The sequence below is a fragment of the Pseudomonas sp. PVC-5-1 genome (assembly GCF_057444345.1).
Map to the genome: position 1 here is coordinate 2,115,164 of NZ_CM172024.1, position 24,152 is coordinate 2,139,315.

Below are 24,152 nucleotides of genomic sequence, written 5' to 3' on the forward strand. Positions count from 1 at the left end.
ACGCGGGGGCGTCAATTCTGCCTGTTACCAGTGAAACAACTCTCGTCGTGCCCCCTCGGTAATCGCCACGATTCCCGGGTGCTTGACCTTGCGCTCCACCGAAATGGCATAGAACGACTCATGCACCGCCTCGGTCTGCCCGATCAGCTCCACGCCATATTGGCGGCACACCTCCTCGGCGATCACGCTGGGCGCGACGAAGATGCCGCTGCCCGACTGCCCGAATGCCTGCATCAAGGCACTGTCATCGAACTCGCCCACGATGCGTGGCTGCACCTGCTGCTCACCCAGCCAGCGCAGCAGGCGGCTGCGTACCACGGTCTCCTGCCCGGGGATAAGCAATGGCGCATCCTGCAGGCAGGCGGGGAAGGGGCCTTCCAGGCGGTGTGCCAGCGCCGGGGTGGCGAAGAAGCTCAACCCACACTCGCCCAATTTCTGGCTATAACCCTTGATGTCCAGGTGGCTGGGCATGGGGCTGTCGGAAATCACCAGGTCCAGGCGCTGGATCGCCAGGTCGGCCAGCAGCCGTTCGAGCTTGTCTTCGCGGCAGTTGATACGCAGCACGTCGTCCAGCTCCATGGTCGGTGCCAGCAGGCGGTAGACGATGGACTTGGGTACCACGTCCGCCACGCCCACGCGGAACAGGATCTGCTCCTGCGGGCCGGCCCGCAGCATGGCCTCCAGCTCGCTTCCCAGCTGGAACATCTGCTCGGCATAGATCAGCGTCTGGCGCCCGGTTTCGGTCAGTTCCAGCTGGCGCCCCACGCGCTGGAACAGCTCCAGGCCATAGGTCTGCTCGAACAGGCTGATCTGACCGCTGATGGTTTGCGGGGTCAGGTTCAACTGTTCGCTGGCGCGGGCGATGCTGCCGGTCTTGGCCACGGCCCAGAAGTAGTGCAACTGCCGATAGTTGAGCATCGGTATCGTTCCGGATTCGTAAAAACCGAAGTATAACCGCTGAAAATACGAATTTTCCGGATGTGTTGCGCTCTTTAGAATGCGACTCCATCAGGCGCCGTGTGCGCCGCCGGAACATGAAAAGCGAGGAACCCATGCTGCAACTAAAATCCATCGGCACGCCGCTGGTGCTGGCCTTGGCCCTGTTCACCCTGGCCGGTTGCGAGCAGGCCGAGAAATCCGCCCAGCAGATGCTCGACCAGGCCGCGCAGTCGGCCAAGCAGGCCATCGACGACACCAACAAGGCCGCACAGCAGGCGTTGAGCGAGGCCATCGGCAGCGAAGGGCAAAAGCCCAAGGACGCCGACAAGAAAGAAGACACCCAGGAAATCTGACCCCCAACCGCTGCTGCAGGATTTGAACAATGGAATACTTGCTGGAACTCGTCGCTAGCCCTACCGCCTGGGTTGCCCTGGCTACGCTGGTGGCCATGGAAGTCGTGCTGGGCATCGACAACCTGATTTTCATCTCCATCCTGACCAACAAGCTGCCGGTGGAGTACCGCTCCAAGGCGCGCCGTATCGGTATCAGCATGGCCCTGGTCATGCGCCTGGCCTTGCTCAGCACGGTGGCCTGGATCGTCCAGCTGACGGACCCGGTGTTTGAAGTATTCGGCAATGCCTTCTCCTGGAAGGACGTGATCCTGATTGCCGGTGGCCTGTTCCTGCTGTGGAAGGCGACCAAGGAAATCCACGAGAACGTCGACCCGCACGGGGCCAAGGAAGAAGCCAAGGTGTCGTCGACGGTTACCCTGGGCTTTGCCGCGGCGATCTTCCAGATCCTGCTGCTGGACATCGTCTTCTCGGTCGACAGCATCATCACCGCCGTGGGCATGACCGAGCACCTGCCTATCATGATCATTGCCGTTATCACTGCCGTGATCGTCATGATGGTGGCCGCCGACCCGTTGGCCAACTTCATCAACGACAACCCGACCGTGGTGATGCTGGCCCTGGGCTTCCTGATCATGATCGGCATGACGCTGATCGCCGAAGGTTTCGGCGCCCATGTACCGAAGGGGTATGTGTACGCGGCCATGGCCTTCTCGACGGCGATCGAGATCCTCAACATCCTGGCCCGTCGGGCACGGTTGAAGCGTGAGGCGGCTGAAGGTTGATGTAAAAAATGCGGGGCGCTCGCGCCCCGTTCGCGGGCTTGCCCGCTCCCACAGGTGCCGCGTCAGCCAGATAGCTACGCGGCCCCAGTGGGAGCGGGCAAGCCCGCGAATGGGGGTAGGGAAAATCTTTAGTCAGTGCACCCCGGCATGCCGCCGCGACCGGCGCACAGGCTGTGGCTTGGCGGGGGCCTGCGGTGGCAGGTGGTGGTGGGAATGACGCCGCACGATACGCAGTACACCCCATAGCATGGCGGCTGCAACGCTCAGCCACATGCCAACCAGCATGAGGATTGCCATGGTCAGGCTCATCTGTGCCTCCATCTCTACGGGCCGCGCTCGGTCGCCGACGCTGGCCTTCCAGACACTGCTTTAGTCTAGTCTTTCGCCTGTGACGTTCCATTGACCAAAGGTCTATTGCTTGGTCCGATTTGCTCCTAAGCGGTGTCGGACTATACCCGCGCCGCTGTCCGACCTATGATCGGTGGCCAGAGCCGGGCGCTGCCTGCCCGGCGTTGGAGCAAGCGAGTGTCCATGCAGCAACCTTCCTTCAAGACCATCCCTCGTCGGCTGCTGGCTGCCTGCCTGGTTGCAGCCAGCCTGGCCGGTTGCGCCAGCGCACCCTCCGGCAACCTCAAGGGCCTGCCGCAGCGGGTCGAAATCAGCAGCGTGCCGTTCTACCGTGGCAACGCCAACCACAGCGGGGCCATGGCATTGGCGGCGGTGCTGTCGCAACAGGGGGCTCCGATCACGCCGGGGCTGCTGGACAAGCCGCTGAACCTGCCGCAGGGCGCCGAGGCCCTGGACACCGGCATCCCCCGGGTGGCGCGCGACTACGGCATGGTGGTGTATCCGCTGGACAAGCAGCTGGACGCGCTGTTGACCCAGGTGGCGGCGGGCAACCCGGTGCTGCTGCGTTACGAGGATGGTTCGGCCTGGTGGAGCGAGCCACGCTACGCCGTGCTGATCGGCTACGACCGCTACAAGCAGCGGGTGCTGTTGCGTTCGGGCATGCACCGGCGGCAGTTGATGGCGTTCGATGACTTTGCCTCGGCGTGGGCGAAGCTTGGGAGCTGGGCGGTGCTGGTGCAGCCACCTCGGCAGCTGCCAGCCCAGGTGGACCGCCAGCGCTGGTTGCAGGCTGCCGATGAACTGGCCCGGGCGGGGCAGGAGATTGCGGCGAAGCAGGCTGTGAGTAGCCTGAACAAATAGCTTTGTCTGTACCGGCCCTTTCGCGGGCACCCCCGCTCCCACAGGGACCGTGCAACCAGCACAAATCCTGTGGGAGCGGGCGTGCCCGCGAAGAGGCCAAGCCTGCCTACATCAGAAGCCCAGGCGATCGCGCAGGCTGTAGTACCAGGCGCCAATGGCGCTGAACGGCACGCGCAGCATCTGGCCACCCGGGAACGGGTAGTGCGGCAGCCCGGCGAAGGCGTCGAAACGCTCGGCCTGGCCACGCATGGCCTCGGCCAGCACCTTGCCCGCCAGGTGGGTGTAGGTCACGCCGTGACCCGAGCAGCCCTGGGAGTAGTAGATATTGTCGCCGATACGGCCAACCTGTGGCAGACGCGACAGGGTCAGCAGGAAGTTGCCGGTCCAGGCGTAGTCGATCTTCACGTTCTTCAGTTGCGGGAAGGCCTTGAGCATCTTCGGACGGATGATCGCCTCGATGTTGGCCGGGTCACGCGCGCCGTACACCACGCCACCACCGAAGATCAGGCGCTTGTCGCTGGTCAGGCGGTAGTAGTCGAGCAGGTAGTTGCAATCCTCGACGCAGTAGTCCTGCGGCAGCAGGGTGCGCGCCAGCTCGTCGCCCAGCGGTTCGGTGGTGATCACCTGGGTGCCGCATGGCATGGACTTGCTGGCCAGCTCCGGCACCAGGTTGCCCAGGTAGGCGTTGCCGGCGACGATGATGAACTTGGCGCGGACCTTGCCCTGCGGGGTGTGCACCACCGGGTTGGCGCTGCGCTCGATGCGTACGGCCGGGGTTTGCTCATAGATGATGCCGCCCAGCGACTCGACCGCAGCGGCTTCGCCCAGGGCCAGGTTCAGCGGGTGGATGTGGCCGCCGCTCATGTCCAGCATGCCGCCCACATAGTTGTCGCAGGCGACCACTTCGCGGATGCGCTTCTGGTCCATCAGCTCCAGCTGGTTGTGACCGAAGCGTTCCCACAGGCGCTTTTGCGACTCCAGGTGGCCCATCTGCTTGCTGGTGAGGGCAGCGAACACGCCACCGTCCTTCAGGTCGCACTGGATGTTGTACTTGGCCACGCGCTCACGAATGATGCGCCCGCCTTCGAAGGCCATGTGGCCCAGCAGCTGAGCCTGCTTGGGGCCGACGGTGCGCTCGATGACGTCGATGTCGCGGCTGTAGCTGTTGACGATCTGGCCGCCGTTGCGGCCCGATGCGCCGAAGCCGACCTTGGCTGCTTCGACGATGCTCACCTTGAAGCCGTTCTCCAGCAGGAACAGGGCGCTGGACAGGCCGGTGTAGCCGGCGCCGATGATGCACACATCGGTTTCCACCTCACCCTGCAGCGCCGGACGTGGCGGCACCGGGTTGGCCGAGGCGGCGTAGTAGGACTGGGGGTAGGGGGTGTTAGCCATGCTGCAGGAACCTCGTGTTTTATATTTTTAACGAATGTACCGATGCTATCAATAATAATAAACACCCGCTAGTCGTCCGTTGAAAATCCTTTACTCGGTCCCCGCCAGCGCACTTTTCTATAAAGAGTTTAAGATTCAGTAGGTTAGCGCGAAAAAAAGTGTTGACAGGGTTTTTGGAATGGGTAGAATGCGCACCACACGACAGGCACATAGCTCAGTTGGTTAGAGCACCACCTTGACATGGTGGGGGTCGTTGGTTCGAGTCCAATTGTGCCTACCAAATCGAAGAAGGGGTGATCCGCAAGGGTCACCCCTTTTTTCATTGGGTTCTCGCGGCCTGGTGCTGCACAGCAGGCCCTTATGCACGAACTCGCAAAGTTTTTGATTTTTCTGAAAAAAACGCTTTACAGGTACGCATTTGATCACTAATATGCGCACCACACGACAGGCACATAGCTCAGTTGGTTAGAGCACCACCTTGACATGGTGGGGGTCGTTGGTTCGAGTCCAATTGTGCCTACCAAATCGAAAAAGGGCGATCAGCAATGATCGCCCTTTTTGCTGTGCGCATGAAGAAGCGTGTAACGTTTGGTCGCGGTTCGGGGCATTGCCCGGCGTGCTAGAATCCGCCCCTTCGAATCTGGAGGTACACGCGTGCGCAAACTGGCTGTGGTAATGGCAGTGCTCGCCCTGGCGGGCTGTGAGAACGAGGTCGAAGGCGTGCACAAACAGGTGGCCGAACACCTGCACAACCCCAAGACCGCCAAGTTCGGCAACGTGCGGATCGACACCCAGGGCACCATCTGCGGCCAGGTCCGTGGCAAGGATGATGCCGGGCAGTACGAGGCCTACCGCAGCTACGTGGCCATCAAGCGCGATGGCCAGTACGAAATCATCGTCGACGACAGCGGCAACAACCTGCGCATCCGCGAGATGTGCGGCGGCGCCGAGCTGCAGCGCCGCGCCGAGGCCCTGGCTGGCCAGCCGGCCCCGCAAGGCTGGGATGTGGAAGTGATCCAGGGTGCAAACATGGGCGCGCTCAGCGACATGACCGCACGCCTGATCGAAAAGGGCATCCCGTCCTCGGTGGAGTACCGCGACGGCAAGCCGGTGGTGCTGATGGGGCCGTTCCCCACCCGTGAGGAAGCCGAAGCGCGCAAGGCCGAGGTGATGGCCAAGCTGGGTACCGATTCGGTGGTGATCCAGCACGGCGCAGCGCGCTGAAAACTCTGTGTGAGTGGGGGCTGTAGGAGCGGCCTTGTGTCGCGACGGGCTGCGAAGCAGTCCCGGGATTTCGGCATCACAGCAGATTCTTTGGGGCTGCTTTGCAGCCCGTCGCGACGCAAGGCCGCTCCTACAGGGCGTGCGCCAGCTTCCGGGTTTCGAGCAGTCACACGCGCGCTAGACATTGTCCGCACAGTTTTGGCTATGCTTGTCAGGAAGAAGCCGAACGGGGAGGGCCTCATGTCTACACTGGAGCGGGCCATTGCCGTGGCCGCCAGGGCGCATGAAGGGCAATACGACAAGGGTGGGGCCGCTTATATCCTCCACCCGCTACGTGTGATGATGCGGGTTTCCACAACCGAACAACGGATTGTCGCGGTGCTGCACGATGTGATCGAAGACACCCCGCTGACCCTGTCCGACCTGGCGCGCGAGGGTTTCGCGCTGAAAATCCTTGCCGCCTTGCTGGCGCTCAGCCGCCGTGAGGGCGAGGCCTACCAGGACTTCGTGGTGCGCCTGGGCGGTGACCCGCTGGCGCGCACCGTCAAGCTGGCCGATCTGGCCGACAACAGCGACCTTTCGCGCATCCCGTGCCCAAGCCCCACCGACCTGGCGCGGCTGGCGCGTTACCGCGAAGCCAGCGCCTACCTGCAGGCCTTGGCTTGAGGCTGAATGCAGTCAGTCTTCCTTCGGTACCGTCCAGAAAATCTGCACGCCGCCATCGTCGCGGTGGGCGAGGGTGACGTTATCGTTTTCGGCGATTTCCTCTAGCAGGGTTTCCCAATCTTCCGGGGTTTCCTGCTCCAGACGGAAAATCAACGCCGCACGGCTGCGCTGGGCAGTGGGGCTGTTGATGATTTTCTGAATGCGCATACCCAGTTGTTCATAGCTGCTTGGGGTGGCGGAGGCGGTGCTGGACACAAGTGTTTCCTTGTTTTTGCTGTATGCGCATACAGTATTTCACTGTAAGTAATTTCGCAACAGTCAGACAGCAAACGCCCCGCCTGGGCAGCGGGGCTGTTTGCATTTCAGGGGGCGGCTGGCGATCAGTACTCCCAGAAGATGCGCTGCAGCTCCTTGCTGTCCTGGGTCCTGGTCATCGCTACCATCGCCAGAATCCGCGCTTTCTGTGGGTTCAGGTCATGGGCCACGACCCAGTCGTTCTTGTCATCCGGCTGCTCGGCGTTGCGCAGCACGAAGCCACCCTGGTTGACGTGCGACGAGCGAATGATCTGCACGCCGTTCTTGCGCAGCTCCTGCAGCGCCGGCACCACCCGCGACGACACCGACCCGTTGCCGGTACCGGCATGGATCAGGGCCTTGGCGCCATTCTGTGCCAGTGCCTTGTAGGCGGTGTCGGTGACGTTGCCATAGCCATAGGCGATATCCACCTGCGGCAGGCTGCTGATCTGCTTGATGTCGAACTCGGAGTTGACCGTGTGGCGCTTGGCCGGCAGGCGGAACCAGTACGACTTGCCTTCCACCACCATGCCCATCGGGCCCCAGGCGCTCTTGAAGGCTTCGGTCTTGATGTTCACTGCCTTGCTGACATCGCGCCCGGACTGGATCTCGTCATTCATGGTCACCAGCACGCCCTTGCCGCGCGACTGCTTGTCGCTGGCCACGGCCACGGCGTTGTAAAGGTTGAGCATGCCGTCGGCGGACATGGCGGTACCCGGGCGCATCGAACCGACGACCACGATCGGCTTGTCGGTCTTTTCCACCAGGTTGAGGAAGTAGGCGGTCTCTTCCAGGGTGTCGGTGCCGTGGGTGATGACGATGCCGTCGACGTCCTTGCTTTCGGCGAGTTCGGCAACGCGTTTGCCCAACTTGAGCAGGTCGTCGTTGGAGATGCTCTCAGAGGCGATCTGCATGACCTGCTCGCCGCGTACGTTGGCCAGGTCGGCCAGCTCCGGTACGCCTGCGATCAGCTTGTCGACGCCCACCTTGGCGGCCTGGTAGGTGGCGCTGTTGGCGGCGCTGGCGCCAGCGCCGGCAATGGTGCCGCCGGTGGCGAGGATGACCACGTTGGCCAGCTTCTGCTGGGTTTCAGCCTCTTTGGCCGAAACGGTGGCTGGAATGGCCAGCAGCACGGCGAGTGCGCTGGGGGCGAAGATTTTCAGTGCGGCATTCATCGTTATTGTTCTCTCTCTTCCTAATGAGATGGTTGTTTTGTCGCACAGGGTGCAAGGCAGGTTTCGTACCAGTTGCGCGCACGGCCCTTGTGGGAGCGGCCTTGCGTCGCGAAAGGGGCGCGTAGCGGCCCCGGATTCCGGCGCAACAACACACATTGCCGGGGCCGCCTTGCGGCCCTTTCGCGACACAAGGCCGCCCCCACATGAAGGTGCGTTCCATTCGAGATTCCGAACAAACGTAGGAAAAGACGTTCGGCTTTTCGGAAAAAATCCGGATAAACTGCGCCAAGCTCGACTTGACCTCCGACAGCCAAACGGATTTGACAAACCCCGGTCCTGTTTCCATAGTTAGGCAACGCAAACGTTTGCGATCCGACAAAAAACACAAGATTCGGAGTCATCGTCCATGAAACTGCCGTTCCCCGGTCGTCTGCTGGCCCTCGCGGTCATTTCCTCGCTGTCCTTGGTCCTGCCATTTTCCCCCGCCCACGCCGAAGACAAGCCCAAGGTCGCCCTGGTCATGAAGTCGCTGGCCAACGAGTTCTTCCGCACCATGGAAGACGGCGCCAAGGACTACCAGAAAGCCCACGCCGATGAATTCGAGCTGATCGCCAACGGCATCAAGAACGAGACCGACACCGGCGAGCAGATCCGCATCGTCGAGCAGATGGTCAACGCGGGCGCCAAGGCCCTGGTCATTGCCCCGGCCGACTCCAAGGCGCTGGTATCGGCGGTGAAGAAGGCCATGGACCAGGGCGTTGTGGTGATCAACATCGACAACCGCCTGGACCCTGAACTGCTCAAGAGCAAAGGCATCAGCGTACCCTTCGTGGGCCCCGACAACCGCAAGGGCGCGCGCCTGGTCGGTGACTACCTGGCCAACGAGAAGCTCAAGGCCGGCGACCAGGTCGGCATCATCGAAGGCGTGCCGACCACCACCAACGCCCAGCAGCGTACCGCCGGCTTCAAGGACGCCATGGACGCCGCGCAGATCAAGATCGTTTCGGTGCAGAGCGGCAACTGGGAAATCGACAAAGGCAACGCCGTCGCCGCCTCCATGCTCAACGAATACCCCGACCTGAAAGCCCTGCTGGCCGGCAACGACAGCATGGCCCTGGGCGCGGTGTCGGCCGTGCGTGCCGCCGGCAAGACCGGCCAGGTGCAAGTGGTGGGCTACGACAACATCAACGCCATCAAGCCGATGCTCGCCGATGGCCGTGTGCTTGCCACCCTCGACCAGGCGGCCAGCCAGCAGGCGGTGTACGGCATCCAGGCGGCGCTGAAAATGGTCAAGGGCGAGAAACCCGACGTGGATGCCGACAACGTCATCCAGACCCCGGTCCAACTCATCACCAAGCCCTGATCGCTGGCAGGAGAAACGGCCATGCCTGCATCGGCCAACGAAGTAGTGCTCGCCGCCAGTGGCCTGGGCAAGACCTACGCCCAGCCCGTGCTCGGCGAGGTCAGCCTGAACCTGCGTGCCGGCGAAGTGCTGGCCCTGACCGGCGAGAACGGCGCCGGCAAAAGCACCCTGTCCAAGCTCATCAGTGGGCTGGAAACCCCCACCACCGGGCACATGCGCTACCGCGGCCAGGCCTACGCGCCTGGCAGCCGCAGCGAGGCTGAGCGCCTTGGCGTGCGCATGGTCATGCAGGAGCTCAACCTGCTGCCCACGCTGACCGTCGCGGAAAACCTGTTCCTCGACAACCTGCCCGGCCGCTTCGGCTGGATCAGCCAGAAGCGCCTGCGCCAACTGGCCACGGCCGCCATGGCCCAGGTCGGCCTCGACGCCATCGACCCGGACACCCCGGTCGGCGAGCTGGGCATCGGCCATCAGCAGATGGTCGAGATCGCCCGCAACCTGATTGGCGACTGCCATGTGCTGATCTTCGATGAACCCACCGCCATGCTCACCGCGCGCGAAGTGGAGCTGCTGTTCACCCAGATCGAGCGCCTGCGCCAACGTGGCGTGGCCATCGTCTACATCTCCCATCGCCTGGAAGAACTGCAGCGCGTGGCCCAGCGCATCGTCGTGCTGCGCGACGGCAAACTGGTGTGCGATGAGCCGATCCAGCGCTATAGCAGCGCCGAACTGGTCAACCTGATGGTCGGCCGCGAGCTGGGCGAGCATATCGACCTGGGCCGCCGGCAGATCGGCGCGCCGCTGCTCAAGGTCGACAGGCTCAGCCGTGCCGACAAGGTGCGTGAAGTGTCGTTCGAGGTCAGGGCAGGGGAGATCTTCGGCATTTCCGGCCTGATCGGTGCCGGCCGTACCGAACTGCTGCGCCTGATCTACGGCGCCGACCGTGCCGACAGCGGCAGCATCGCCCTCGGCCAGCCGCCCAAGGCTGTCACCATCGACTCGCCCAAGGCTGCGGTGCAGGCCGGTATCGCGCTGATCACCGAAGACCGCAAAGGCGAGGGCCTGCTGCTGACGCAGTCGATCAGCGCGAATATCGCCCTGGGCAACCTCGGCGCGGTATCACGGGCCGGGGTGCTCGATGGCGAAGCCGAAGCGGCATTGGCCGAACGCCAGATCCAGGCCATGCGCATTCGCAGTGCCGGCCCGCAGCAGGTGGTAGGCGAGCTGTCTGGCGGCAACCAGCAGAAGGTGGTGATCGGCCGCTGGCTGGAGCGCGACTGCCAGGTGCTGCTGTTCGACGAGCCCACCCGTGGCATCGACGTCGGCGCCAAGTTCGACATCTATGGCCTGCTGGCCGAGCTGGCGCGCCAGGGCAAGGCCCTGGTGGTGGTGTCCAGTGACCTGCGCGAGCTGATGCTGATATGCGACCGCATCGCCGTGCTGTCGGCCGGTCGCCTGATCGACACCTTCGAGCGGGACCATTGGAGCCAGGACCAGTTGCTGGCCGCGGCCTTTGCCGGTTATCAGAAACGTGACGCACTGCTGCATGAAGCAGCTCCCAGGATGGATGCATGAAAACCACCCCGCTCGACAGCCAAGGCGCCGCACCGGTGCGCCGCAGTGGCACCTATCTTGGCCTGGGTACCTACCTGGGCCTGGCCGGCGCCTTGCTGGCGATGATCGTGCTGTTCTCGTTCCTCAGCAGCCACTTCTGGTCGTACAACACCTTCAGTACCCTGGCCAACCAGATCCCCGACCTGATGGTACTGGCGGTGGGCATGACCTTCGTGCTGATCATCGGCGGCATCGACCTGTCGGTGGGCTCGGTACTGGCACTGGCGGCGTCCACGGTCAGCGTGGCGATCCTCGGCTGGGGCTGGGGCGTGCTGCCTTCGGCCCTGCTGGGCATGGCCGTGGCCGCGCTGGCCGGCAGCATCACCGGCGGCGTCACCGTGGCCTGGCGCATTCCGTCGTTCATCGTTTCGCTCGGGGTGCTGGAAATGGCCCGCGGCCTGGCCTACCAGTTCACCGACTCGCGCACCGCCTATATCGGCGATGCCTATGCCTGGTTCTCCAACCCCATCGCATTCGGCATCTCGCCGGCGTTCATCATCGCCTTGCTGGTGATCGTGCTGGCCCAGTTGGTGCTGACCCGCACGGTGTTCGGCCGCTACCTGATCGGCATTGGTACCAACGAAGAGGCCGTGCGCCTGGCTGGCATCGACCCGCGCCCGTACAAGGTGCTGGTGTTCGCCCTGATGGGCCTGCTCGCCGGCCTGGCCGCGCTGTTCCAGATCTCGCGCCTGGAAGCCGCCGACCCCAATGCCGGCTCCGGCCTGGAGCTGCAGGTAATCGCCGCCGTGGTGATTGGCGGCACCAGCCTGATGGGCGGGCGCGGCTCGGTCATCAGCACCTTCTTTGGCGTGCTGATCATTTCGGTGCTGGCCGCAGGGCTGGCGCAGATCGGTGCCAGCGAACCGACCAAACGCATCATCACCGGGGCGGTGATCGTCATCGCCGTGGTGCTCGACACCTACCGTAGCCGGCGTGCAGGCCGGCGGAACTGAAAACATGGCAACCATCAAAGACGTCGCGGCACTGGCGGGCATTTCCTACACCACAGTGTCCCATGTGCTGAACAAGACCCGGCCGGTCAGCGAGCAGGTGCGGCTGAAAGTCGAAGCCGCCATCGCCGAGCTCGACTACGTGCCCAGCGCCGTGGCCCGCTCGCTGAAAGCGCGCAGCACGGCCACCATCGGCTTGCTGGTGCCCAACAGCGTCAACCCGTACTTCGCCGAACTGGCGCGGGGCATCGAAGACGCCTGCGAGCGCAACGGCTACTGCGTGATCCTGTGCAACTCCGACGACAACCCGCAAAAGCAGCGCAGCTACCTGCGCGTGCTGCTGGAAAAGCGCATCGACGGCCTGGTAGTGGCTTCGGTAGGACAGGACAGCGACCTGCTGCAAAGCCTGGCTGGCGTGCGCACGCCCATGGTGATCGTCGACCGCGAACTGGACGGTGTCGATGCCGACCTGGTGCGCATCGACCACGAGCAGGGCGCCTTCCTGGCCACCCAGCACCTGCTGGAACTTGGTCACCATGACATCGCCTACATCGGCGGCCCCGCCGAGACCGGTGTGACCCAGCTGCGCCTGAGCGGCTTCCGCCGCGCCATGGCCGAAGCCGGTGTGCCGGTGCGCAACGACCGCGTGCTGCACTGCGATTTCACCAGCCCCGGCGGCCATGCAGCCGCGGGCCGGCTGCTGGAGGGCAAGCGACCTACGGCGATTTTTGCCGGCAACGACATGATCGGCTTCGGTGTGTTGCGTGCCGCGGCCGAACGCAATATCAACGTGCCCGGCGAGCTGTCGGTGATCGGCTTCGACGACATCGAGCTAAGCCGTTATGTGTACCCGCCGTTGACCACGGTGGGCCAATCGATTCGCGAGCTGGGCGAGAGCGCCGCGTCGCTGTTGCTGGCGCGTATCGGCACCCCCCGGCAGGGCGCGGCAGAGCAACGCATCGTCGCCCCGCGCATGGTGCTGCGCGAGTCCACCGGGCCGCGCCCGGACCTGTTCAACGATTACCGCTGATGCTAAGGAAATGTCATGAATGCCAAGGTTGTGGTAGTCGGTAGCCTCAACATGGACCTGGTGGCCCGCGCGCAGCGCCTGCCCCGGGCCGGCGAAACACTCCCCGGCGAAAGCTTTTTCACCGTGCCGGGCGGCAAGGGGGCCAACCAGGCAGTGGCCGTGGCGCGCCTGGGCGGCAGCGTGGCGATGATCGGCAACGTCGGCGACGATGACTATGGTCGACAACTGCACCGGGCCCTGTATGTGGAAGGCATCGACTGCCAGGGCGTCACCACCTGCCAGGGCGTGTCCAGCGGGGTGGCGCTGATCACCGTGGATGCCGCCAGCCAGAACTGCATCGTCATCATCCCCGGTGGCAACGGCCTGCTGACGCCGCAGTCGGTGCAGCGGTTCGATGCGCTGCTGCAGGCGGCCGAGGTGATCATCTGCCAGCTGGAAGTACCGGCCGACACCGTGGCCTGGACCTTGGCCCGGGGGCATGAACTGGGCAAGCGGGTAATCCTGAACCCGGCGCCGGCGACCGGCCCCTTGCCGGCGGACTGGTTCGCCCACATCGACTACCTGACGCCCAACGAAAGCGAGGCCGAAGCCCTGACCGGCGTGGCGGTGGCTGATCTGGACAGCGCCCGGCGCGCCGGCGAGCGCTTGCTGCAACTGGGCGCGGGCAAAGTGATCATCACCCTGGGCGCGCAAGGGGCCTTGCTGGTCACCCCTCAGGGCCACCAGCACTTCCCCGCGCCGGTGGTGCAGCCGCTGGACACCACGGCAGCCGGCGATACCTTTATTGGCGGCTTTGCCGCTGGCCTGGTGCGCGGCCTGGAGGAGGGCGAAGCCATCGCCTTCGGCCAGCGCGCCGCAGCCCTGTCGGTTACCCGCGCCGGTGCCCAGCCGTCGATTCCCTACCTGGCGGAGCTTGCGCCATGAAGAAAGCCCCGCTGCTGAACGTTGCCCTGTCGCGGACCATCGCCGGCATGGGGCATGGTGACATCCTGGTGATCGGCGATGCCGGGCTGCCGGTGCCGCCGGGCGTCGAACTGATCGACCTGGCCGTCACGCCTGGCCTGCCGGATTTCGCCAGCGTGTTGCGGGCTGTGCTGAGCGAGTTGCAGGTAGAGCGCCATGTGCTGGCCGAAGAGATGCAGAAAGTGGTGCCGCCGGCGCTGGTCGAAATCGAGCGGCTGAAGGGCAAGCTGGGCAAGCGCGAATGGCTGAGCCATGAAGATTTCAAGACATTGTCACGCAGTGCCCGTGCGGTAGTGCGTACTGGCGAGTGCCAGCCCTACAGCAACATCGCGCTGATTTCCGGCGTGACTTTCTGAAGGCGGGGGCTGCGCCCCCGAATCGCCGGCAAGCCAGCTCCCACAGGTACTGCACAATGCTTGAGGCCGATGCAGTACCTGTGGGAGCTGGCTTGCCGGCGATTGGGCCGCAAAGCGGCCCCAGAAACCACCACCCAGGCAACAGGAGTGCCACCCATGCTCAAACCCTTGTTACAAGGAATCGCCCTCATGGCCGCAGCCACCACCCTCCAGGCCGCCCCTATCGACCTGATCATCGACACCGACCCCGGCGCCGACGACGTGGTCGCGCTGTTCCTGGCCATGGCCTCGCCCGACGAACTGAACATCCGCGCCATCACCACTGTGGCCGGCAACGTGCGCCTGGAAAAGACCTCGCGCAACGCCCGCCTGGCCCGCGAATGGGCCGGCCGCGAAGACATCCCCGTGTACGCCGGCGCCGCCCGCCCGCTGGTGCGCAAGCCGATCTACGCCGCCGACGTGCACGGCGAAGAAGGCCTCACCGGCATCCAGGTTCACGAACCGAAAGCGCCGCTGGCCCGGGGCAATGCCGTGCAATACCTGGTCGACACCCTGGGCGCCGCCAAGCCCCACAGCATCACCATCGCCATGCTCGGCCCGCAAACCAACCTGGCCCTGGCGCTGATCCAGCGCCCGGACATCGCCAAAGGCATCAAGCAAGTGGTGGTCATGGGCGGTGCCCATTTCAATGGTGGCAACATCACCCCGGCGGCGGAGTTCAACCTATACGCCGACCCGCATGCCGCCGAAGTGGTGCTGGCCAGCGGCGTGCAGCTGACCTACCTGCCGCTGGACGTCACTCACAAGCTGCTGACCAGCGACGCCCGCCTCAAGCAACTGGCGGCGGTGAACAACCAGGCCAGCAAGCGGGTGGTGGATATCCTCAACGCCTACATCACCCACGACATGGACCTGTACGGCATGCCCGGCGGCCCGGTGCACGACGCCAGCGTCATCGCCTACCTGCTCAAGCCCGAGCTGTTCAGCGGCCGGCGTATCCACATGAGCATCGACAGCCGCGAAGGCCCCAGCTTCGGCCAGACCCTTGCCGACTGGTATGGCGTGCTCAAGCAGCCGGCCAACGTGATGTGGGTGGACGAGGGCGATGCCCAGGGCCTGTTCGACCTGCTCAGCGCCCGTTTGGCGCGATTGGAATAGCCGTGTGCGGCGCGTAGCGCTCGAACACCTGGTCGAAGAAGCTGCGTGCCGCCTCGGCGCCGCGATCGCGCACCAGCAGGTCGATGGCAATCAGCAGCAACTCCTCCGGCGTGCCAGGGCTGTACGCGCTCTGGCCTTCGGCCCATTTGACCTTGATATCGGCTTCGATGCTGTGGCTGCTCATGAAAGGCTCTCGCTTGGGGCCCGGGACGAAGGGGCGAACACCTGACCCTGGTGTTCGATGGAGGCGGGGTGCGCTCCACTTCTTGCACTAAATCATGACTTTGCGTCAGTGACCTTGCGGCTTAAGCATATGGCAAACGCAGCGGCTTGTGCAAAATCCGGTCACGATTGCGTTTTCGCCTCGGCTGGCGAGTTCAGGCAGACTTGACCGGTTTTGCAACAAAAGATCAGCGGAACTGTCGGATCAGACAGTTCCCGGACCGATTTAGGAGGCTTCATGTTCCGTACCCGTGCTTACCTGGCAACCCTGGCGGTGGCTGCTGCCCTGGCTGGTTGCAGCACTGGTGGCAATTCTGCTGGTGGCGCTGCGCCAGCCACGCCGGCAGGCAACGATGGCCGCTGCGAAGCCAGCGGCGCCGATTTCGCCATTGGCAAGCTTGCCAGCGCCGAGCTGCTGGAGCAGGCGCGCAAGGCCAGTGGCTCGCAGATGGCCCGCATTCTCAAGCCGCACGACGTGGTTACCCTCGAGTACCGTTCCGAGCGCTTGAGCCTGAATGTGGACGAGCAGGGCAAGGTGGTTCGCGTCAACTGCGGCTGATACGCGGTCCTTGTGGGAGCGGCCTTGTGTCGCGAAAGGGCCGCAAAGCGGCCCCGACCATTGATGCTGCGAAGCTGAAACCCTGGGGCCGCTACGCGCCCCTTTCGCGACACAAGGCCGCTCCCACAAAAAAAGCCGCGCCCGCATGGGCCAACCCCTTCAGCCCATGCAGCACCCATAAAAAAACCCGCCACAAGGGCGGGTTTTTTTACAGCTATCCGAATTACTCCGGACGAACCTGTGCAGCCTGCATGCCCTTCTGGCCGCGCTCGGCGACGAAGGAAACAGTCTGGCCTTCTTTCAGGCTCTTGAAGCCGTCAGATTCGATGGCCTTGAAGTGAACGAACAGGTCGTCGCCGCCGCCTGCTGGGGTGATGAAGCCGTAGCCTTTCTCATCATTGAACCATTTGACGGTGCCTTGTTGGCGATTGGACATGGGTGAATCTCCAGAACATTTAGTTTTTTCAGTGGTGCAATGCGGCCGAGGCTACGGAGCACGGAACACATCATAGTCTAATTCTGCGCATCTAGCGCCTTTTACCTTCGCAGGATGTTGATCCAGCTCAAAGAATGGCTGGTCTGCTCTGGCTTTAAGGTTTCAGCATCTTCGATGCGCAGGCCTGTTTCACGACCATCTGGGCCTTCTGCATCAGCTTGGCGTCCACGCCATCGTTGCTGTCGAGGTCGGCAATTTCCGCGTCGGTGAAATTCTCTTTGATGGTTTGCGCGCCACAGTCGCAGTGTTTTTTCGCGGTTGCAGCGTCAACGCCTTGGCCTTGAGCCACTTGCGTGCACTGGGTCATGTAGGCAGCTTCCTTCCCGGCCGGGAAGTTGCCGGCGTTCGCAGCCATGGGCAGCAGCAGGGCCCCAGCGGCCGCCAGGGCCAGAAGAGACGGAACTCGCATAACCAGTTACTCCTTGGGTTAAGGTCTCATCAAGAGTAGGTTGCTTCCCAAAGTCTGATAGGAATTTTTCCGCGTTAGTTCACCGCAGCGGCGTAATTTCCAAATATTTCTGCCTGGCGTGCAACCCGCGTGCTAGCATGCCCGGCTTGCAGCTGACAACTTGCAGCTTGCAGCTATCTTTTTTCTTTCCAGTCACTCTGGTTCGTCCCTGGCAAGCCGAAAGGCTTCTGCCACTGTGAGGCAGGCTTCCCGTTGCGGGAAGGCAGGTCGGATCTTGTACTGGCTCATCCCAACCCACGTGACCTTTGGTAGGGGTCACCACTAGGAGAGGAGGCGCCATGCCCATTATTACTCTTCCCGATGGCAGTCAACGTTCGTTCGATCATGCCGTATCCGTAGCCGAAGTAGCCGCTTCCATCGGCGCCGGCCTGGCCAAGGCCACCGTGGCCGGCAAGGTCGACGGCAAACTGGTCGATGCCTGCGACCTGATCAGCAACGACGCCACCCTGCAGATCATCACCCCTAAAGATGAAGAGGGACTGGAGATCATCCGTCACTCGTGCGCCCACCTGGTCGGCCACGCGGTGAAACAGTTGTACCCGACCGCCAAGATGGTGATCGGCCCGGTCATCGACGAAGGCTTCTACTACGACATCGCCTACGAGCGCCCCTTCACCCCTGAAGACATGGCCGCCATCGAAAAGCGCATGATGGAGCTGATCGACAAGGACTACGACGTCATCAAGAAGGTGACCCCGCGCGCCGAAGTGATCGACGTGTTCAAGGCCCGTGGCGAAGACTACAAGCTGCGCCTGGTCGAAGACATGCCGGACGAGCAGGCCATGGGCCTGTACTACCACGAAGAATACGTCGACATGTGCCGCGGCCCGCACGTGCCGAACACCCGCTTCCTCAAGGCATTCAAGCTGACCAAGCTGTCCGGCGCCTACTGGCGCGGCGATGCCAAGAACGAACAGCTGCAACGCGTGTACGGCACCGCCTGGGCCGACAAGAAGCAGCTGGCTGCGTACATCCAGCGCATCGAAGAAGCCGAAAAACGCGACCACCGCAAGATCGGCAAGCAGCTCGACCTGTTCCACCTGCAGGAAGAAGCCCCGGGCATGGTGTTCTGGCACGCCAACGGCTGGACCGTGTACCAGGTACTCGAGCAGTACATGCGCCAGGTCCAGCGCGTCAACGGCTACCAGGAAATCAAGACCCCGCAGGTTGTCGACCGCATTCTCTGGGAACGTTCCGGCCACTGGTCCAACTACGCCGAGAACATGTTCACCACTTCGTCGGAAAGCCGTGACTACGCGGTCAAGCCGATGAACTGCCCGTGCCACGTGCAGGTGTTCAACCAGGGCCTGAAGAGCTACCGCGACCTGCCGCTGCGCCTGGCCGAGTTCGGTGCCTGCCACCGTAACGAGCCGTCCGGCGCCCTGCACGGCATCATGCGCGTGCGTGGCTTCGTGCAGGACGACGCGCACATCTTCTGCACCGAAGAACAGGTGAAGAAAGAAGCCGCCGACTTCATCAAGCTGACCCTGGACGTGTACAAGGACTTCGGCTTCACCGACATCGCCATGAAGCTGTCGACCCGCCCGGCCAAGCGTGTGGGTTCCGAAGAGCTGTGGGACCGTGCCGAAGGCGCACTGGCCGACGCCTTGAACGAATCGGGCCTGGAGTGGGAATACCAGCCAGGCGAGGGCGCCTTCTACGGCCCGAAGATCGAGTTCACCCTGCGCGACTGCCTCGGCCGTAACTGGCAGTGCGGTACCCTGCAGTACGACCCGAACCTGCCAGAACGCCTGGATGCCAGCTATATCGCCGAAGATAACAGCCGAGTTCGCCCGGTCATGCTGCACCGCGCCATCCTCGGTTCGTTCGAGCGCTTCATCGGCATGCTGATCGAGCACTACGCTGGCGTGTTCCCGGCCTGGCTGGCCCCAACCCAGGCCGTGATCATGAACATCACCGACAAGCAGGCCGATTTCGCCCTCGAGGTGGAAAATACCCTGAACGGTAGCGGTTTCCGTGCCAAGTCGGACTTGAGAAATGAGAAGATCGGCTTTAAAATCCGCGAGCATACTTTGCTCAAGGTCCCGTACCTTTTGGTTATAGGGGATCGCGAAGTCGAAACGCAGACCGTCGCCGTACGCACCCGTGAAGGCAAAGACCTCGGCTCCATGCCGGTGGCTGAATTCACGCAGCTGCTCAACAGCGCTGTTGCCCAGCGCGGTCGCCTAGAATCGGAGTAATGACTATTAAGCGTGAAATGAGAAACGATAAACGAACTGCACCGAAAGCCCCGATCAACGAGAATATCTCGGCACGCGAGGTTCGGTTAATTGGCGCTGACGGCGAGCAGATTGGCATCGTCTCGATTGATGAAGCGCTTCGTATCGCTGATGAAGCGAAGCTGGATCTGGTGGAAATCTCCGCCGACGCGCAACCGCCCGTCTGCAAGGTGATGGACTACGGCAAGCACCTCTTCGAGAAGAAGAAGCAGGCCAACGAAGCCAAGAAAAACCAGAAGCAGATCCAGATCAAAGAAATCAAGTTTCGTCCAGGGACGGAAGAAGGGGATTACCAGGTAAAACTACGCAACCTGGTACGTTTCCTTACCGATGGGGACAAGGCCAAGATCTCTCTGAGATTCCGCGGCCGTGAGATGGCCCACCAGGAGCTGGGCATGGAGCTGTTGAAGCGGGTCGAAGCCGACCTCGCCGAATACGGCTCCGTTGAGCAGCATCCGAAGATGGAAGGACGCCAGCTTATGATGGTCATCGCCCCCAAAAAGAAGAAGTAATCTCCCGGGCACGGCAGGCCTGATGATTATTGTGTAATTTTATCGAATGCGGAGTTCCAACATGCCAAAAATGAAAACCAAGAGCGGTGCTGCGAAGCGCTTCCTGAAGACCGCTTCCGGCTTCAAGCACAAGCACGCTTTCAAGAGCCACATCCTGACCAAAATGTCGACCAAGCGTAAGCGTCAACTGCGCGGTGCCAGCCTGCTGCACCCGTCTGACGTGGCAAAAGTCGAGCGCATGCTGCGCGTACGTTAATTCTGGTTTAGATAGAGGAAGTTACTCATGGCTCGTGTTAAGCGTGGCGTCATCGCTCGTAAGCGTCACAAGAAAATTCTGAAACTGGCTAAAGGCTACTACGGTGCACGCTCGCGCGTATTCCGCGTTGCCAAGCAGGCTGTCATCAAGGCAGGTCAATATGCCTACCGTGACCGTCGTCAGAAGAAGCGTCAGTTCCGCGCACTGTGGATCGCTCGTATCAACGCCGGTGCCCGCACCAACGGTCTGTCCTACAGCCGTCTGATTGCTGGCCTGAAAAAGGCTTCGATCGAAATCGACCGTAAGGTTCTGGCCGATCTGGCAGTGAACGAAAAAGCGGCGTTTGCTGCGATTGTCGAGAAAGCTAAAGCCGTTCTGGCTTAAGTACCCGCGACAATCACCCGGCGGCGCTAGCGCCGTCGGGCATTGAACGTCATCGATAGGGGAAGAGCCTTCAAAGCTCTTCCCCTATTTTCGTATCTGGAGTCTGTACATGGAAAACCTGGATGCGTTGGTCTCCCAAGCCCTAGAGGCCGTGGAGCGCGCTGAAGACATCAATACCCTGGAACAGATCCGGGTGAATTATCTCGGCAAGAAAGGCGAGCTGACCCAGGTGATGAAGACCCTGGGCAACCTGCCAGCCGAAGAGCGGCCGAAAGTCGGCGCGCTGATCAACGACGCCAAAGAGCGCGTTACCGTTGTGCTCAATGCCCGCAAGGCCGCCTTCGAAGAAGCCGAGCTCAGCGCTCGCCTGGCTGCCGAATGCATTGACGTCACCCTGCCAGGCCGCGGCCAGGCCACCGGTGGCCTGCACCCGATCACCCGTACACTCGAGCGCATCGAGCAGTTCTTCACCCACATCGGCTACGGCATCGCCGAAGGCCCAGAGGTGGAAGACGACTACCACAACTTCGAAGCGCTCAACATCCCTGGCCACCACCCGGCCCGGGCGATGCACGACACCTTCTACTTCAATGCCAACATGCTGCTGCGCACCCACACCTCGCCGGTGCAGGTGCGGACCATGGAGTCCACCCAGCCGCCAATCCGCATTGTCTGCCCGGGCCGCGTATACCGCTGCGACTCGGATATCACCCACTCGCCGATGTTCCACCAGGTCGAAGGCCTGCTGATCGATCGCGATATCAACTTCGCCGACCTCAAGGGCACCATCGAAGAATTCCTGCGCGTGTTCTTCGAAAAAGAACTGGCGGTACGTTTCCGCCCATCGTTCTTCCCCTTCACCGAGCCGTCCGCCGAAGTCGACATCCAGTGCGTGATGTGTTCCGGCAAAGGCTGCCGCGTGTGCAAGCAGACCGGCTGGCTGGAAGTGATGGGCTGCGGCATGGTGCACCCGAACGTGCTGCGCATGTCCGGCATCGACCCTGAAGAGTTCCAGGGCTTCGCCTTCGGCATGGGCGCCGAGCGCCTGGCCATGCTGCGTTACGGCGTCAACGATTTGCGTCTGTTCTTCGATAACGACCTGCGGTTCCTTGCCCAATTCCGCTAGGCCCAATCGACGCACATTCTAGGAGAACAGCATGAAATTCAGTGAACAGTGGCTGCGCGGTTGGGTAAACCCGCAAGTCTCCCGTGACGAACTGGTCGCCCGCCTGTCCATGGCCGGCCTCGAAGTCGACAGCGTTACCCCCGCTGCCGGCCAGTTCAGCGGCATCGTCGTGGGCGAAATCCTCGCCACCGAACAACACCCGGACGCCGACAAGCTGCGCGTGTGCCAGGTAAGCAACGGCCAGGAAACCTTCCAGGTCGTGTGCGGCGCCCCTAACGCCCGCCCAGGCATCAAGATCCCGTTCGCCATGATCGGCGCCGAACTGCCAGGCGACTTCAAGATCAAGAAGGCCAAGCTGCGCGGCGTCGAGTCCTTCGGCATGCTGTGCTCGGCTGCCGAGCTGCAAATCAGCGAAGAGAACGACGGCCTGCTGGAACTGGCTGCCGACGCCCCGGTTGGTGAAGACATTCGCCAGTACCTGAGCCTGGACGACGCCAGCATCGAAATCGGCCTCACCCCCAACCGCGGCGACTGCCTGTCCATCGCAGGCCTCGCCCGCGACGTCAGCGCCCTGTACGACACCCCGGTCACCCGCCCGGTAGTGCCAGCCGTACCGGCTGCCCACGACGAAGTGCGCCCGGTCGAAGTCAGCGCCCCGGCTGCCTGCCCACGCTACCTGGGCCGCGTCATCCGCAACGTCGACCTGAGCAAGCCGACCCCGCTGTGGATGGTCGAACGCCTGCGCCGCAGCGACGTGCGCAGCATCGACGCCGCCGTCGACATCACCAACTACGTGATGCTCGAACTCGGCCAGCCGATGCACGCCTTCGACCTGGCAGAAATCAACGGCGGCATCCGCGTACGCATGGCTGAAGAGGGCGAGAAGCTCGTCCTGCTCGACGGCCAGGAAGTTGCCCTGCGCGCCGACACCCTGGTAATCGCCGACCACACCCGCGCCCTGGCCATCGCCGGCGTCATGGGTGGCGAGCACAGCGGTGTGAACACCGAAAAAACCCGCGACCTGTTCCTGGAAAGCGCCTTCTTCGAGCCGATCTCCGTCGCCGGTAAAGCCCGTTCCTACGGTCTGCACACCGACGCCTCGCACCGCTACGAGCGCGGCGTAGACTCGCAGCTGGCCCGCGAAGCCATGGAGCGCGCCACCCAGCTGCTGCTGGACATCGTTGGCGGCGAAGCCGGCCCGGTCGTCGAAGCCGTCAGCGAACAGCACCTGCCGCAAGTGGCCCCGGTCACCCTGCGCGCCGAACGCATCACCCAGATGCTCGGCATGGAAATGGACCCAGCCCAGGTCGAGCAGCTGCTCAACGCCTTGGAGCTGACCACCACCAAGAGCGGGGAAGGGCAGTGGACGGTGAACGTGCCGAGCCACCGCTTCGACATCAGCCTGGAAGTGGACCTGATCGAAGAGCTGGCCCGCCTGTACGGCTACAACAACCTGCCGGTTCGCTACCCGCAAGCCCGCCTGGCCCCCCAGGGCAAGCCGGAAACCCGCGGTGACCTGCCGACCCTGCGCCGCCTGCTGGTTGCCCGCGGCTACCAGGAAGCCATCACCTACAGCTTCATCGACCCGAAACTGTTCGAACTGTTCAGCCCGGGCGTAGAGCCGCTGCTGCTGGCCAACCCCATCTCCAGCGACATGGCCGCCATGCGCGCGTCCCTGTGGCCGGGCCTGGTCAAGGCACTGCAGCACAACCTGAACCGCCAGCAAGACCGCGTGCGCTTGTTCGAAAGCGGCCTGCGCTTTGTCGGCCAGCTCGGCGACCTGAAGCAGCAGCCGATGATCGCTGGTGTAGTCACCGGCAGCCGCCTGCCAGAAGGCTGGGCCAACGGCCGCGACGGCGTCGACTTCTTTGACGTGAAGGCCGACGTGGAAGCCCTGCTGGGCTACTCCGGCGCCCTGAGCGACTTCACCTTCAGCGCCGGCAAGCACCCAGCCCTGCACCCAGGCCAGACCGCCGCCATCGAGCGTGACGGCAAGCTGGTCGGCTACCTCGGCGCCATCCACCCAGAGCTGGCAAAAGCCCTGGACCTGGACCGCCCGGTGTTCCTGTTCGAGCTGGTGCTGGGCGACGTGGTCGAAGGCCGCCTGCCGAAATTCAGCGAGCTGTCCAAGTTCCCGGAAACCCGCCGCGACCTGGCTTTGATCGCAGGACGTGATGTAGCTTCTAGCTCGGTGCTTGAAGTAATTCGTGACAATGCAGGCGAATGGCTCACAGACCTCAGGCTGTTTGATGTCTACCAAGGTAAAGGCATTGATCCTGATAGAAAAAGCCTTGCCGTCGGCTTGACCTGGCAGCATCCATCGCGCACTCTTAACGACGATGAGGTGAACGCCGCACTGCAAAACATCCTCACCTCGCTCGAACAAAGGTTGAACACCACGTTAAGGAAATAACGGC

27 protein-coding genes and 2 tRNA genes are annotated in these 24,152 nt (G+C 62.9%); 21 read left to right on the top strand and 8 right to left on the bottom strand.

Translation table 11 applies throughout. The features are described from left to right. Positions 1–24 precede the first annotated feature (24 nt). Positions 25–918, bottom strand: a complete 894-nt coding sequence (nhaR, locus tag AC2T3R_RS09610; RefSeq protein ID WP_013971990.1) for a transcriptional activator NhaR — start codon at positions 916–918, stop codon at positions 25–27. Between the two features lie 134 nt (positions 919–1,052). Here nhaR and AC2T3R_RS09615 point away from each other — a divergent pair, with 134 nt between their 5' ends. Continuing rightward, positions 1,053–1,292 (top strand): hypothetical protein, encoded by a 240-nt coding sequence (locus tag AC2T3R_RS09615; RefSeq protein ID WP_085663444.1) that lies wholly within the window; start codon positions 1,053–1,055, stop codon positions 1,290–1,292. A 29-nt stretch (positions 1,293–1,321) separates the two neighbouring features. Next, positions 1,322–2,074, top strand: a complete 753-nt coding sequence (locus AC2T3R_RS09620; RefSeq protein WP_003260907.1) for a TerC family protein — start codon at positions 1,322–1,324, stop codon at positions 2,072–2,074. A 132-nt stretch (positions 2,075–2,206) separates the two neighbouring features. Here the strand turns inward: AC2T3R_RS09620 and AC2T3R_RS09625 are convergent, their stop codons facing one another. Next, complete coding sequence (locus tag AC2T3R_RS09625) at positions 2,207–2,383, bottom strand: hypothetical protein (RefSeq protein WP_015269782.1); 177 nt, start codon at positions 2,381–2,383, stop codon at positions 2,207–2,209. Between the two features lie 165 nt (positions 2,384–2,548). Between AC2T3R_RS09625 and AC2T3R_RS09630 the strand changes: the two genes are divergently transcribed. Next, entirely contained in the window at positions 2,549–3,283 is a 735-nt protein-coding gene (locus AC2T3R_RS09630; RefSeq protein ID WP_013971993.1) for a peptidase C39 family protein, read from the top strand. A gap of 111 nt (positions 3,284–3,394) precedes the next feature. Here the strand turns inward: AC2T3R_RS09630 and AC2T3R_RS09635 are convergent, their stop codons facing one another. Then, on the bottom strand, positions 3,395–4,678 hold the full coding sequence (locus AC2T3R_RS09635; RefSeq protein WP_486744983.1) for an NAD(P)/FAD-dependent oxidoreductase: 1,284 nt from the start codon (positions 4,676–4,678) through the stop codon (positions 3,395–3,397). 203 nt (positions 4,679–4,881) lie between these two features. On the opposite strand from AC2T3R_RS09635, the gene AC2T3R_RS09640 reads away from it, so the two are divergent. From AC2T3R_RS09640 to AC2T3R_RS09655, 4 genes are all read left to right on the top strand, one after another. After that, a tRNA-Val gene (locus AC2T3R_RS09640) sits at positions 4,882–4,958 on the top strand. A 166-nt stretch (positions 4,959–5,124) separates the two neighbouring features. After that, positions 5,125–5,201 (top strand) — tRNA-Val (locus AC2T3R_RS09645). Between the two features lie 131 nt (positions 5,202–5,332). After that, positions 5,333–5,902 (top strand): SPOR domain-containing protein, encoded by a 570-nt coding sequence (locus AC2T3R_RS09650; RefSeq protein WP_003260952.1) that lies wholly within the window; start codon positions 5,333–5,335, stop codon positions 5,900–5,902. Positions 5,903–6,142: 240 nt separating this feature from the next. Continuing rightward, entirely contained in the window at positions 6,143–6,568 is a 426-nt protein-coding gene (locus tag AC2T3R_RS09655) for an HD domain-containing protein (protein ID WP_061302673.1), read from the top strand. A gap of 12 nt (positions 6,569–6,580) precedes the next feature. Here AC2T3R_RS09655 and AC2T3R_RS09660 read toward each other — a convergent pair whose 3' ends face one another. Beyond that, a complete protein-coding gene (locus tag AC2T3R_RS09660; protein ID WP_003260955.1) occupies positions 6,581–6,823 on the bottom strand; it encodes a DUF1654 domain-containing protein in 243 nt (80 codons plus the stop codon). Between the two features lie 125 nt (positions 6,824–6,948). Beyond that, positions 6,949–8,037 (bottom strand): asparaginase, encoded by a 1,089-nt coding sequence (locus AC2T3R_RS09665; RefSeq protein WP_024086733.1) that lies wholly within the window; start codon positions 8,035–8,037, stop codon positions 6,949–6,951. 406 nt (positions 8,038–8,443) lie between these two features. On the opposite strand from AC2T3R_RS09665, the gene AC2T3R_RS09670 reads away from it, so the two are divergent. From AC2T3R_RS09670 to AC2T3R_RS09700, 7 genes are all read left to right on the top strand, one after another. Next, the gene (locus tag AC2T3R_RS09670) at positions 8,444–9,400 is read left to right on the top strand and encodes a substrate-binding domain-containing protein (RefSeq protein ID WP_486744984.1); all 957 of its coding nucleotides are present in this window, start codon (positions 8,444–8,446) and stop codon (positions 9,398–9,400) included. 21 nt (positions 9,401–9,421) lie between these two features. Next, entirely contained in the window at positions 9,422–10,975 is a 1,554-nt protein-coding gene (locus AC2T3R_RS09675; RefSeq protein WP_054572715.1) for a sugar ABC transporter ATP-binding protein, read from the top strand. Then, positions 10,972–11,967 carry an ABC transporter permease gene (locus AC2T3R_RS09680; protein WP_015269786.1) on the top strand — a complete coding sequence of 332 codons (996 nt, stop codon included), beginning with the start codon at positions 10,972–10,974 and terminating at the stop codon, positions 11,965–11,967. Before AC2T3R_RS09675 ends, AC2T3R_RS09680 begins: the two co-directional genes overlap by 4 nt. Positions 11,968–11,971: 4 nt before the next feature. Next, positions 11,972–12,994: a LacI family DNA-binding transcriptional regulator gene (locus tag AC2T3R_RS09685; protein WP_486744985.1), complete on the top strand. Its 1,023-nt coding sequence runs from the start codon at positions 11,972–11,974 to the stop codon at positions 12,992–12,994. A 15-nt stretch (positions 12,995–13,009) separates the two neighbouring features. Further along, positions 13,010–13,918, top strand: coding sequence for a ribokinase (gene rbsK / locus AC2T3R_RS09690; RefSeq protein WP_486744986.1), 909 nt, complete (start codon positions 13,010–13,012; stop codon positions 13,916–13,918). Continuing rightward, the gene (gene rbsD / locus AC2T3R_RS09695; RefSeq protein WP_486744987.1) at positions 13,915–14,313 is read left to right on the top strand and encodes a D-ribose pyranase; all 399 of its coding nucleotides are present in this window, start codon (positions 13,915–13,917) and stop codon (positions 14,311–14,313) included. The genes rbsK and rbsD overlap by 4 nt, the downstream gene beginning before the upstream one ends. A gap of 156 nt (positions 14,314–14,469) precedes the next feature. After that, the gene (locus AC2T3R_RS09700; RefSeq protein ID WP_486744988.1) at positions 14,470–15,471 is read left to right on the top strand and encodes a nucleoside hydrolase; all 1,002 of its coding nucleotides are present in this window, start codon (positions 14,470–14,472) and stop codon (positions 15,469–15,471) included. On the opposite strand, the gene AC2T3R_RS09705 is transcribed toward AC2T3R_RS09700, so the two are convergent. Beyond that, positions 15,443–15,655, bottom strand: a complete 213-nt coding sequence (locus AC2T3R_RS09705) for a hypothetical protein (protein ID WP_003260960.1) — start codon at positions 15,653–15,655, stop codon at positions 15,443–15,445. The two genes, AC2T3R_RS09700 and AC2T3R_RS09705, sit on opposite strands and share 29 nt — an antisense overlap. Before the next feature lie 276 nt (positions 15,656–15,931). On the opposite strand from AC2T3R_RS09705, the gene AC2T3R_RS09710 reads away from it, so the two are divergent. Beyond that, positions 15,932–16,252 (top strand): I78 family peptidase inhibitor, encoded by a 321-nt coding sequence (locus AC2T3R_RS09710; RefSeq protein ID WP_486744989.1) that lies wholly within the window; start codon positions 15,932–15,934, stop codon positions 16,250–16,252. A gap of 223 nt (positions 16,253–16,475) precedes the next feature. Here the strand turns inward: AC2T3R_RS09710 and AC2T3R_RS09715 are convergent, their stop codons facing one another. Together AC2T3R_RS09715 and AC2T3R_RS09720 are read right to left on the bottom strand one after the other, a co-directional pair. After that, on the bottom strand, positions 16,476–16,688 hold the full coding sequence (locus AC2T3R_RS09715) for a cold-shock protein (protein ID WP_003250656.1): 213 nt from the start codon (positions 16,686–16,688) through the stop codon (positions 16,476–16,478). Positions 16,689–16,842: 154 nt separating this feature from the next. Then, positions 16,843–17,157, bottom strand: a complete 315-nt coding sequence (locus tag AC2T3R_RS09720; RefSeq protein WP_486744990.1) for a hypothetical protein — start codon at positions 17,155–17,157, stop codon at positions 16,843–16,845. Between the two features lie 338 nt (positions 17,158–17,495). Here AC2T3R_RS09720 and thrS point away from each other — a divergent pair, with 338 nt between their 5' ends. The 6 genes from thrS (at position 17,496) to pheT (ending at position 24,148) form a co-directional block, all read left to right on the top strand. Further along, on the top strand, positions 17,496–19,418 hold the full coding sequence (thrS, locus tag AC2T3R_RS09725; protein WP_023662468.1) for a threonine--tRNA ligase: 1,923 nt from the start codon (positions 17,496–17,498) through the stop codon (positions 19,416–19,418). Then, a complete protein-coding gene (gene infC / locus AC2T3R_RS09730) occupies positions 19,418–19,969 on the top strand; it encodes a translation initiation factor IF-3 (protein ID WP_013972005.1) in 552 nt (183 codons plus the stop codon). Before thrS ends, infC begins: the two co-directional genes overlap by 1 nt. 61 nt (positions 19,970–20,030) lie before the next feature. Then, the gene (gene rpmI / locus AC2T3R_RS09735) at positions 20,031–20,225 is read left to right on the top strand and encodes a 50S ribosomal protein L35 (protein ID WP_003250667.1); all 195 of its coding nucleotides are present in this window, start codon (positions 20,031–20,033) and stop codon (positions 20,223–20,225) included. Positions 20,226–20,252: 27 nt separating this feature from the next. Next, the gene (gene rplT, locus AC2T3R_RS09740; RefSeq protein ID WP_003250671.1) at positions 20,253–20,609 is read left to right on the top strand and encodes a 50S ribosomal protein L20; all 357 of its coding nucleotides are present in this window, start codon (positions 20,253–20,255) and stop codon (positions 20,607–20,609) included. A gap of 109 nt (positions 20,610–20,718) precedes the next feature. Next, the gene (pheS, locus tag AC2T3R_RS09745; protein ID WP_013972006.1) at positions 20,719–21,735 is read left to right on the top strand and encodes a phenylalanine--tRNA ligase subunit alpha; all 1,017 of its coding nucleotides are present in this window, start codon (positions 20,719–20,721) and stop codon (positions 21,733–21,735) included. Between the two features lie 31 nt (positions 21,736–21,766). After that, complete coding sequence (pheT, locus tag AC2T3R_RS09750) at positions 21,767–24,148, top strand: phenylalanine--tRNA ligase subunit beta (protein WP_102083871.1); 2,382 nt, start codon at positions 21,767–21,769, stop codon at positions 24,146–24,148. The last annotated feature ends 4 nt before the right edge of the window (positions 24,149–24,152 follow it).

Bases quoted from the DNA above. Each gene is read 5' to 3' on its own strand.
- nhaR (WP_013971990.1), bottom strand. From the start codon at position 918: ATGCTCAACTATCGGCAGTTGCACTACTTCTGGGCCGTGGCCAAGACC.
- AC2T3R_RS09615 (WP_085663444.1), top strand. From the start codon at position 1,053: ATGCTGCAACTAAAATCCATCGGCACGCCGCTGGTGCTGGCCTTGGCC.
- AC2T3R_RS09620 (WP_003260907.1), top strand. From the start codon at position 1,322: ATGGAATACTTGCTGGAACTCGTCGCTAGCCCTACCGCCTGGGTTGCC.
- AC2T3R_RS09625 (WP_015269782.1), bottom strand. From the start codon at position 2,383: ATGAGCCTGACCATGGCAATCCTCATGCTGGTTGGCATGTGGCTGAGC.
- AC2T3R_RS09630 (WP_013971993.1), top strand. From the start codon at position 2,549: ATGATCGGTGGCCAGAGCCGGGCGCTGCCTGCCCGGCGTTGGAGCAAG.
- AC2T3R_RS09635 (WP_486744983.1), bottom strand. From the start codon at position 4,678: ATGGCTAACACCCCCTACCCCCAGTCCTACTACGCCGCCTCGGCCAAC.
- AC2T3R_RS09655 (WP_061302673.1), top strand. From the start codon at position 6,143: ATGTCTACACTGGAGCGGGCCATTGCCGTGGCCGCCAGGGCGCATGAA.
- AC2T3R_RS09665 (WP_024086733.1), bottom strand. From the start codon at position 8,037: ATGAATGCCGCACTGAAAATCTTCGCCCCCAGCGCACTCGCCGTGCTG.
- AC2T3R_RS09670 (WP_486744984.1), top strand. From the start codon at position 8,444: ATGAAACTGCCGTTCCCCGGTCGTCTGCTGGCCCTCGCGGTCATTTCC.
- AC2T3R_RS09675 (WP_054572715.1), top strand. From the start codon at position 9,422: ATGCCTGCATCGGCCAACGAAGTAGTGCTCGCCGCCAGTGGCCTGGGC.
- AC2T3R_RS09680 (WP_015269786.1), top strand. From the start codon at position 10,972: ATGAAAACCACCCCGCTCGACAGCCAAGGCGCCGCACCGGTGCGCCGC.
- AC2T3R_RS09685 (WP_486744985.1), top strand. From the start codon at position 11,972: ATGGCAACCATCAAAGACGTCGCGGCACTGGCGGGCATTTCCTACACC.
- rbsK (WP_486744986.1), top strand. From the start codon at position 13,010: ATGAATGCCAAGGTTGTGGTAGTCGGTAGCCTCAACATGGACCTGGTG.
- rbsD (WP_486744987.1), top strand. From the start codon at position 13,915: ATGAAGAAAGCCCCGCTGCTGAACGTTGCCCTGTCGCGGACCATCGCC.
- AC2T3R_RS09700 (WP_486744988.1), top strand. From the start codon at position 14,470: ATGCTCAAACCCTTGTTACAAGGAATCGCCCTCATGGCCGCAGCCACC.
- AC2T3R_RS09705 (WP_003260960.1), bottom strand. From the start codon at position 15,655: ATGAGCAGCCACAGCATCGAAGCCGATATCAAGGTCAAATGGGCCGAA.
- AC2T3R_RS09710 (WP_486744989.1), top strand. From the start codon at position 15,932: ATGTTCCGTACCCGTGCTTACCTGGCAACCCTGGCGGTGGCTGCTGCC.
- AC2T3R_RS09715 (WP_003250656.1), bottom strand. From the start codon at position 16,688: ATGTCCAATCGCCAACAAGGCACCGTCAAATGGTTCAATGATGAGAAA.
- AC2T3R_RS09720 (WP_486744990.1), bottom strand. From the start codon at position 17,157: ATGCGAGTTCCGTCTCTTCTGGCCCTGGCGGCCGCTGGGGCCCTGCTG.
- thrS (WP_023662468.1), top strand. From the start codon at position 17,496: ATGCCCATTATTACTCTTCCCGATGGCAGTCAACGTTCGTTCGATCAT.
- infC (WP_013972005.1), top strand. From the start codon at position 19,418: ATGACTATTAAGCGTGAAATGAGAAACGATAAACGAACTGCACCGAAA.
- rpmI (WP_003250667.1), top strand. From the start codon at position 20,031: ATGCCAAAAATGAAAACCAAGAGCGGTGCTGCGAAGCGCTTCCTGAAG.
- rplT (WP_003250671.1), top strand. From the start codon at position 20,253: ATGGCTCGTGTTAAGCGTGGCGTCATCGCTCGTAAGCGTCACAAGAAA.
- pheS (WP_013972006.1), top strand. From the start codon at position 20,719: ATGGAAAACCTGGATGCGTTGGTCTCCCAAGCCCTAGAGGCCGTGGAG.
- pheT (WP_102083871.1), top strand. From the start codon at position 21,767: ATGAAATTCAGTGAACAGTGGCTGCGCGGTTGGGTAAACCCGCAAGTC.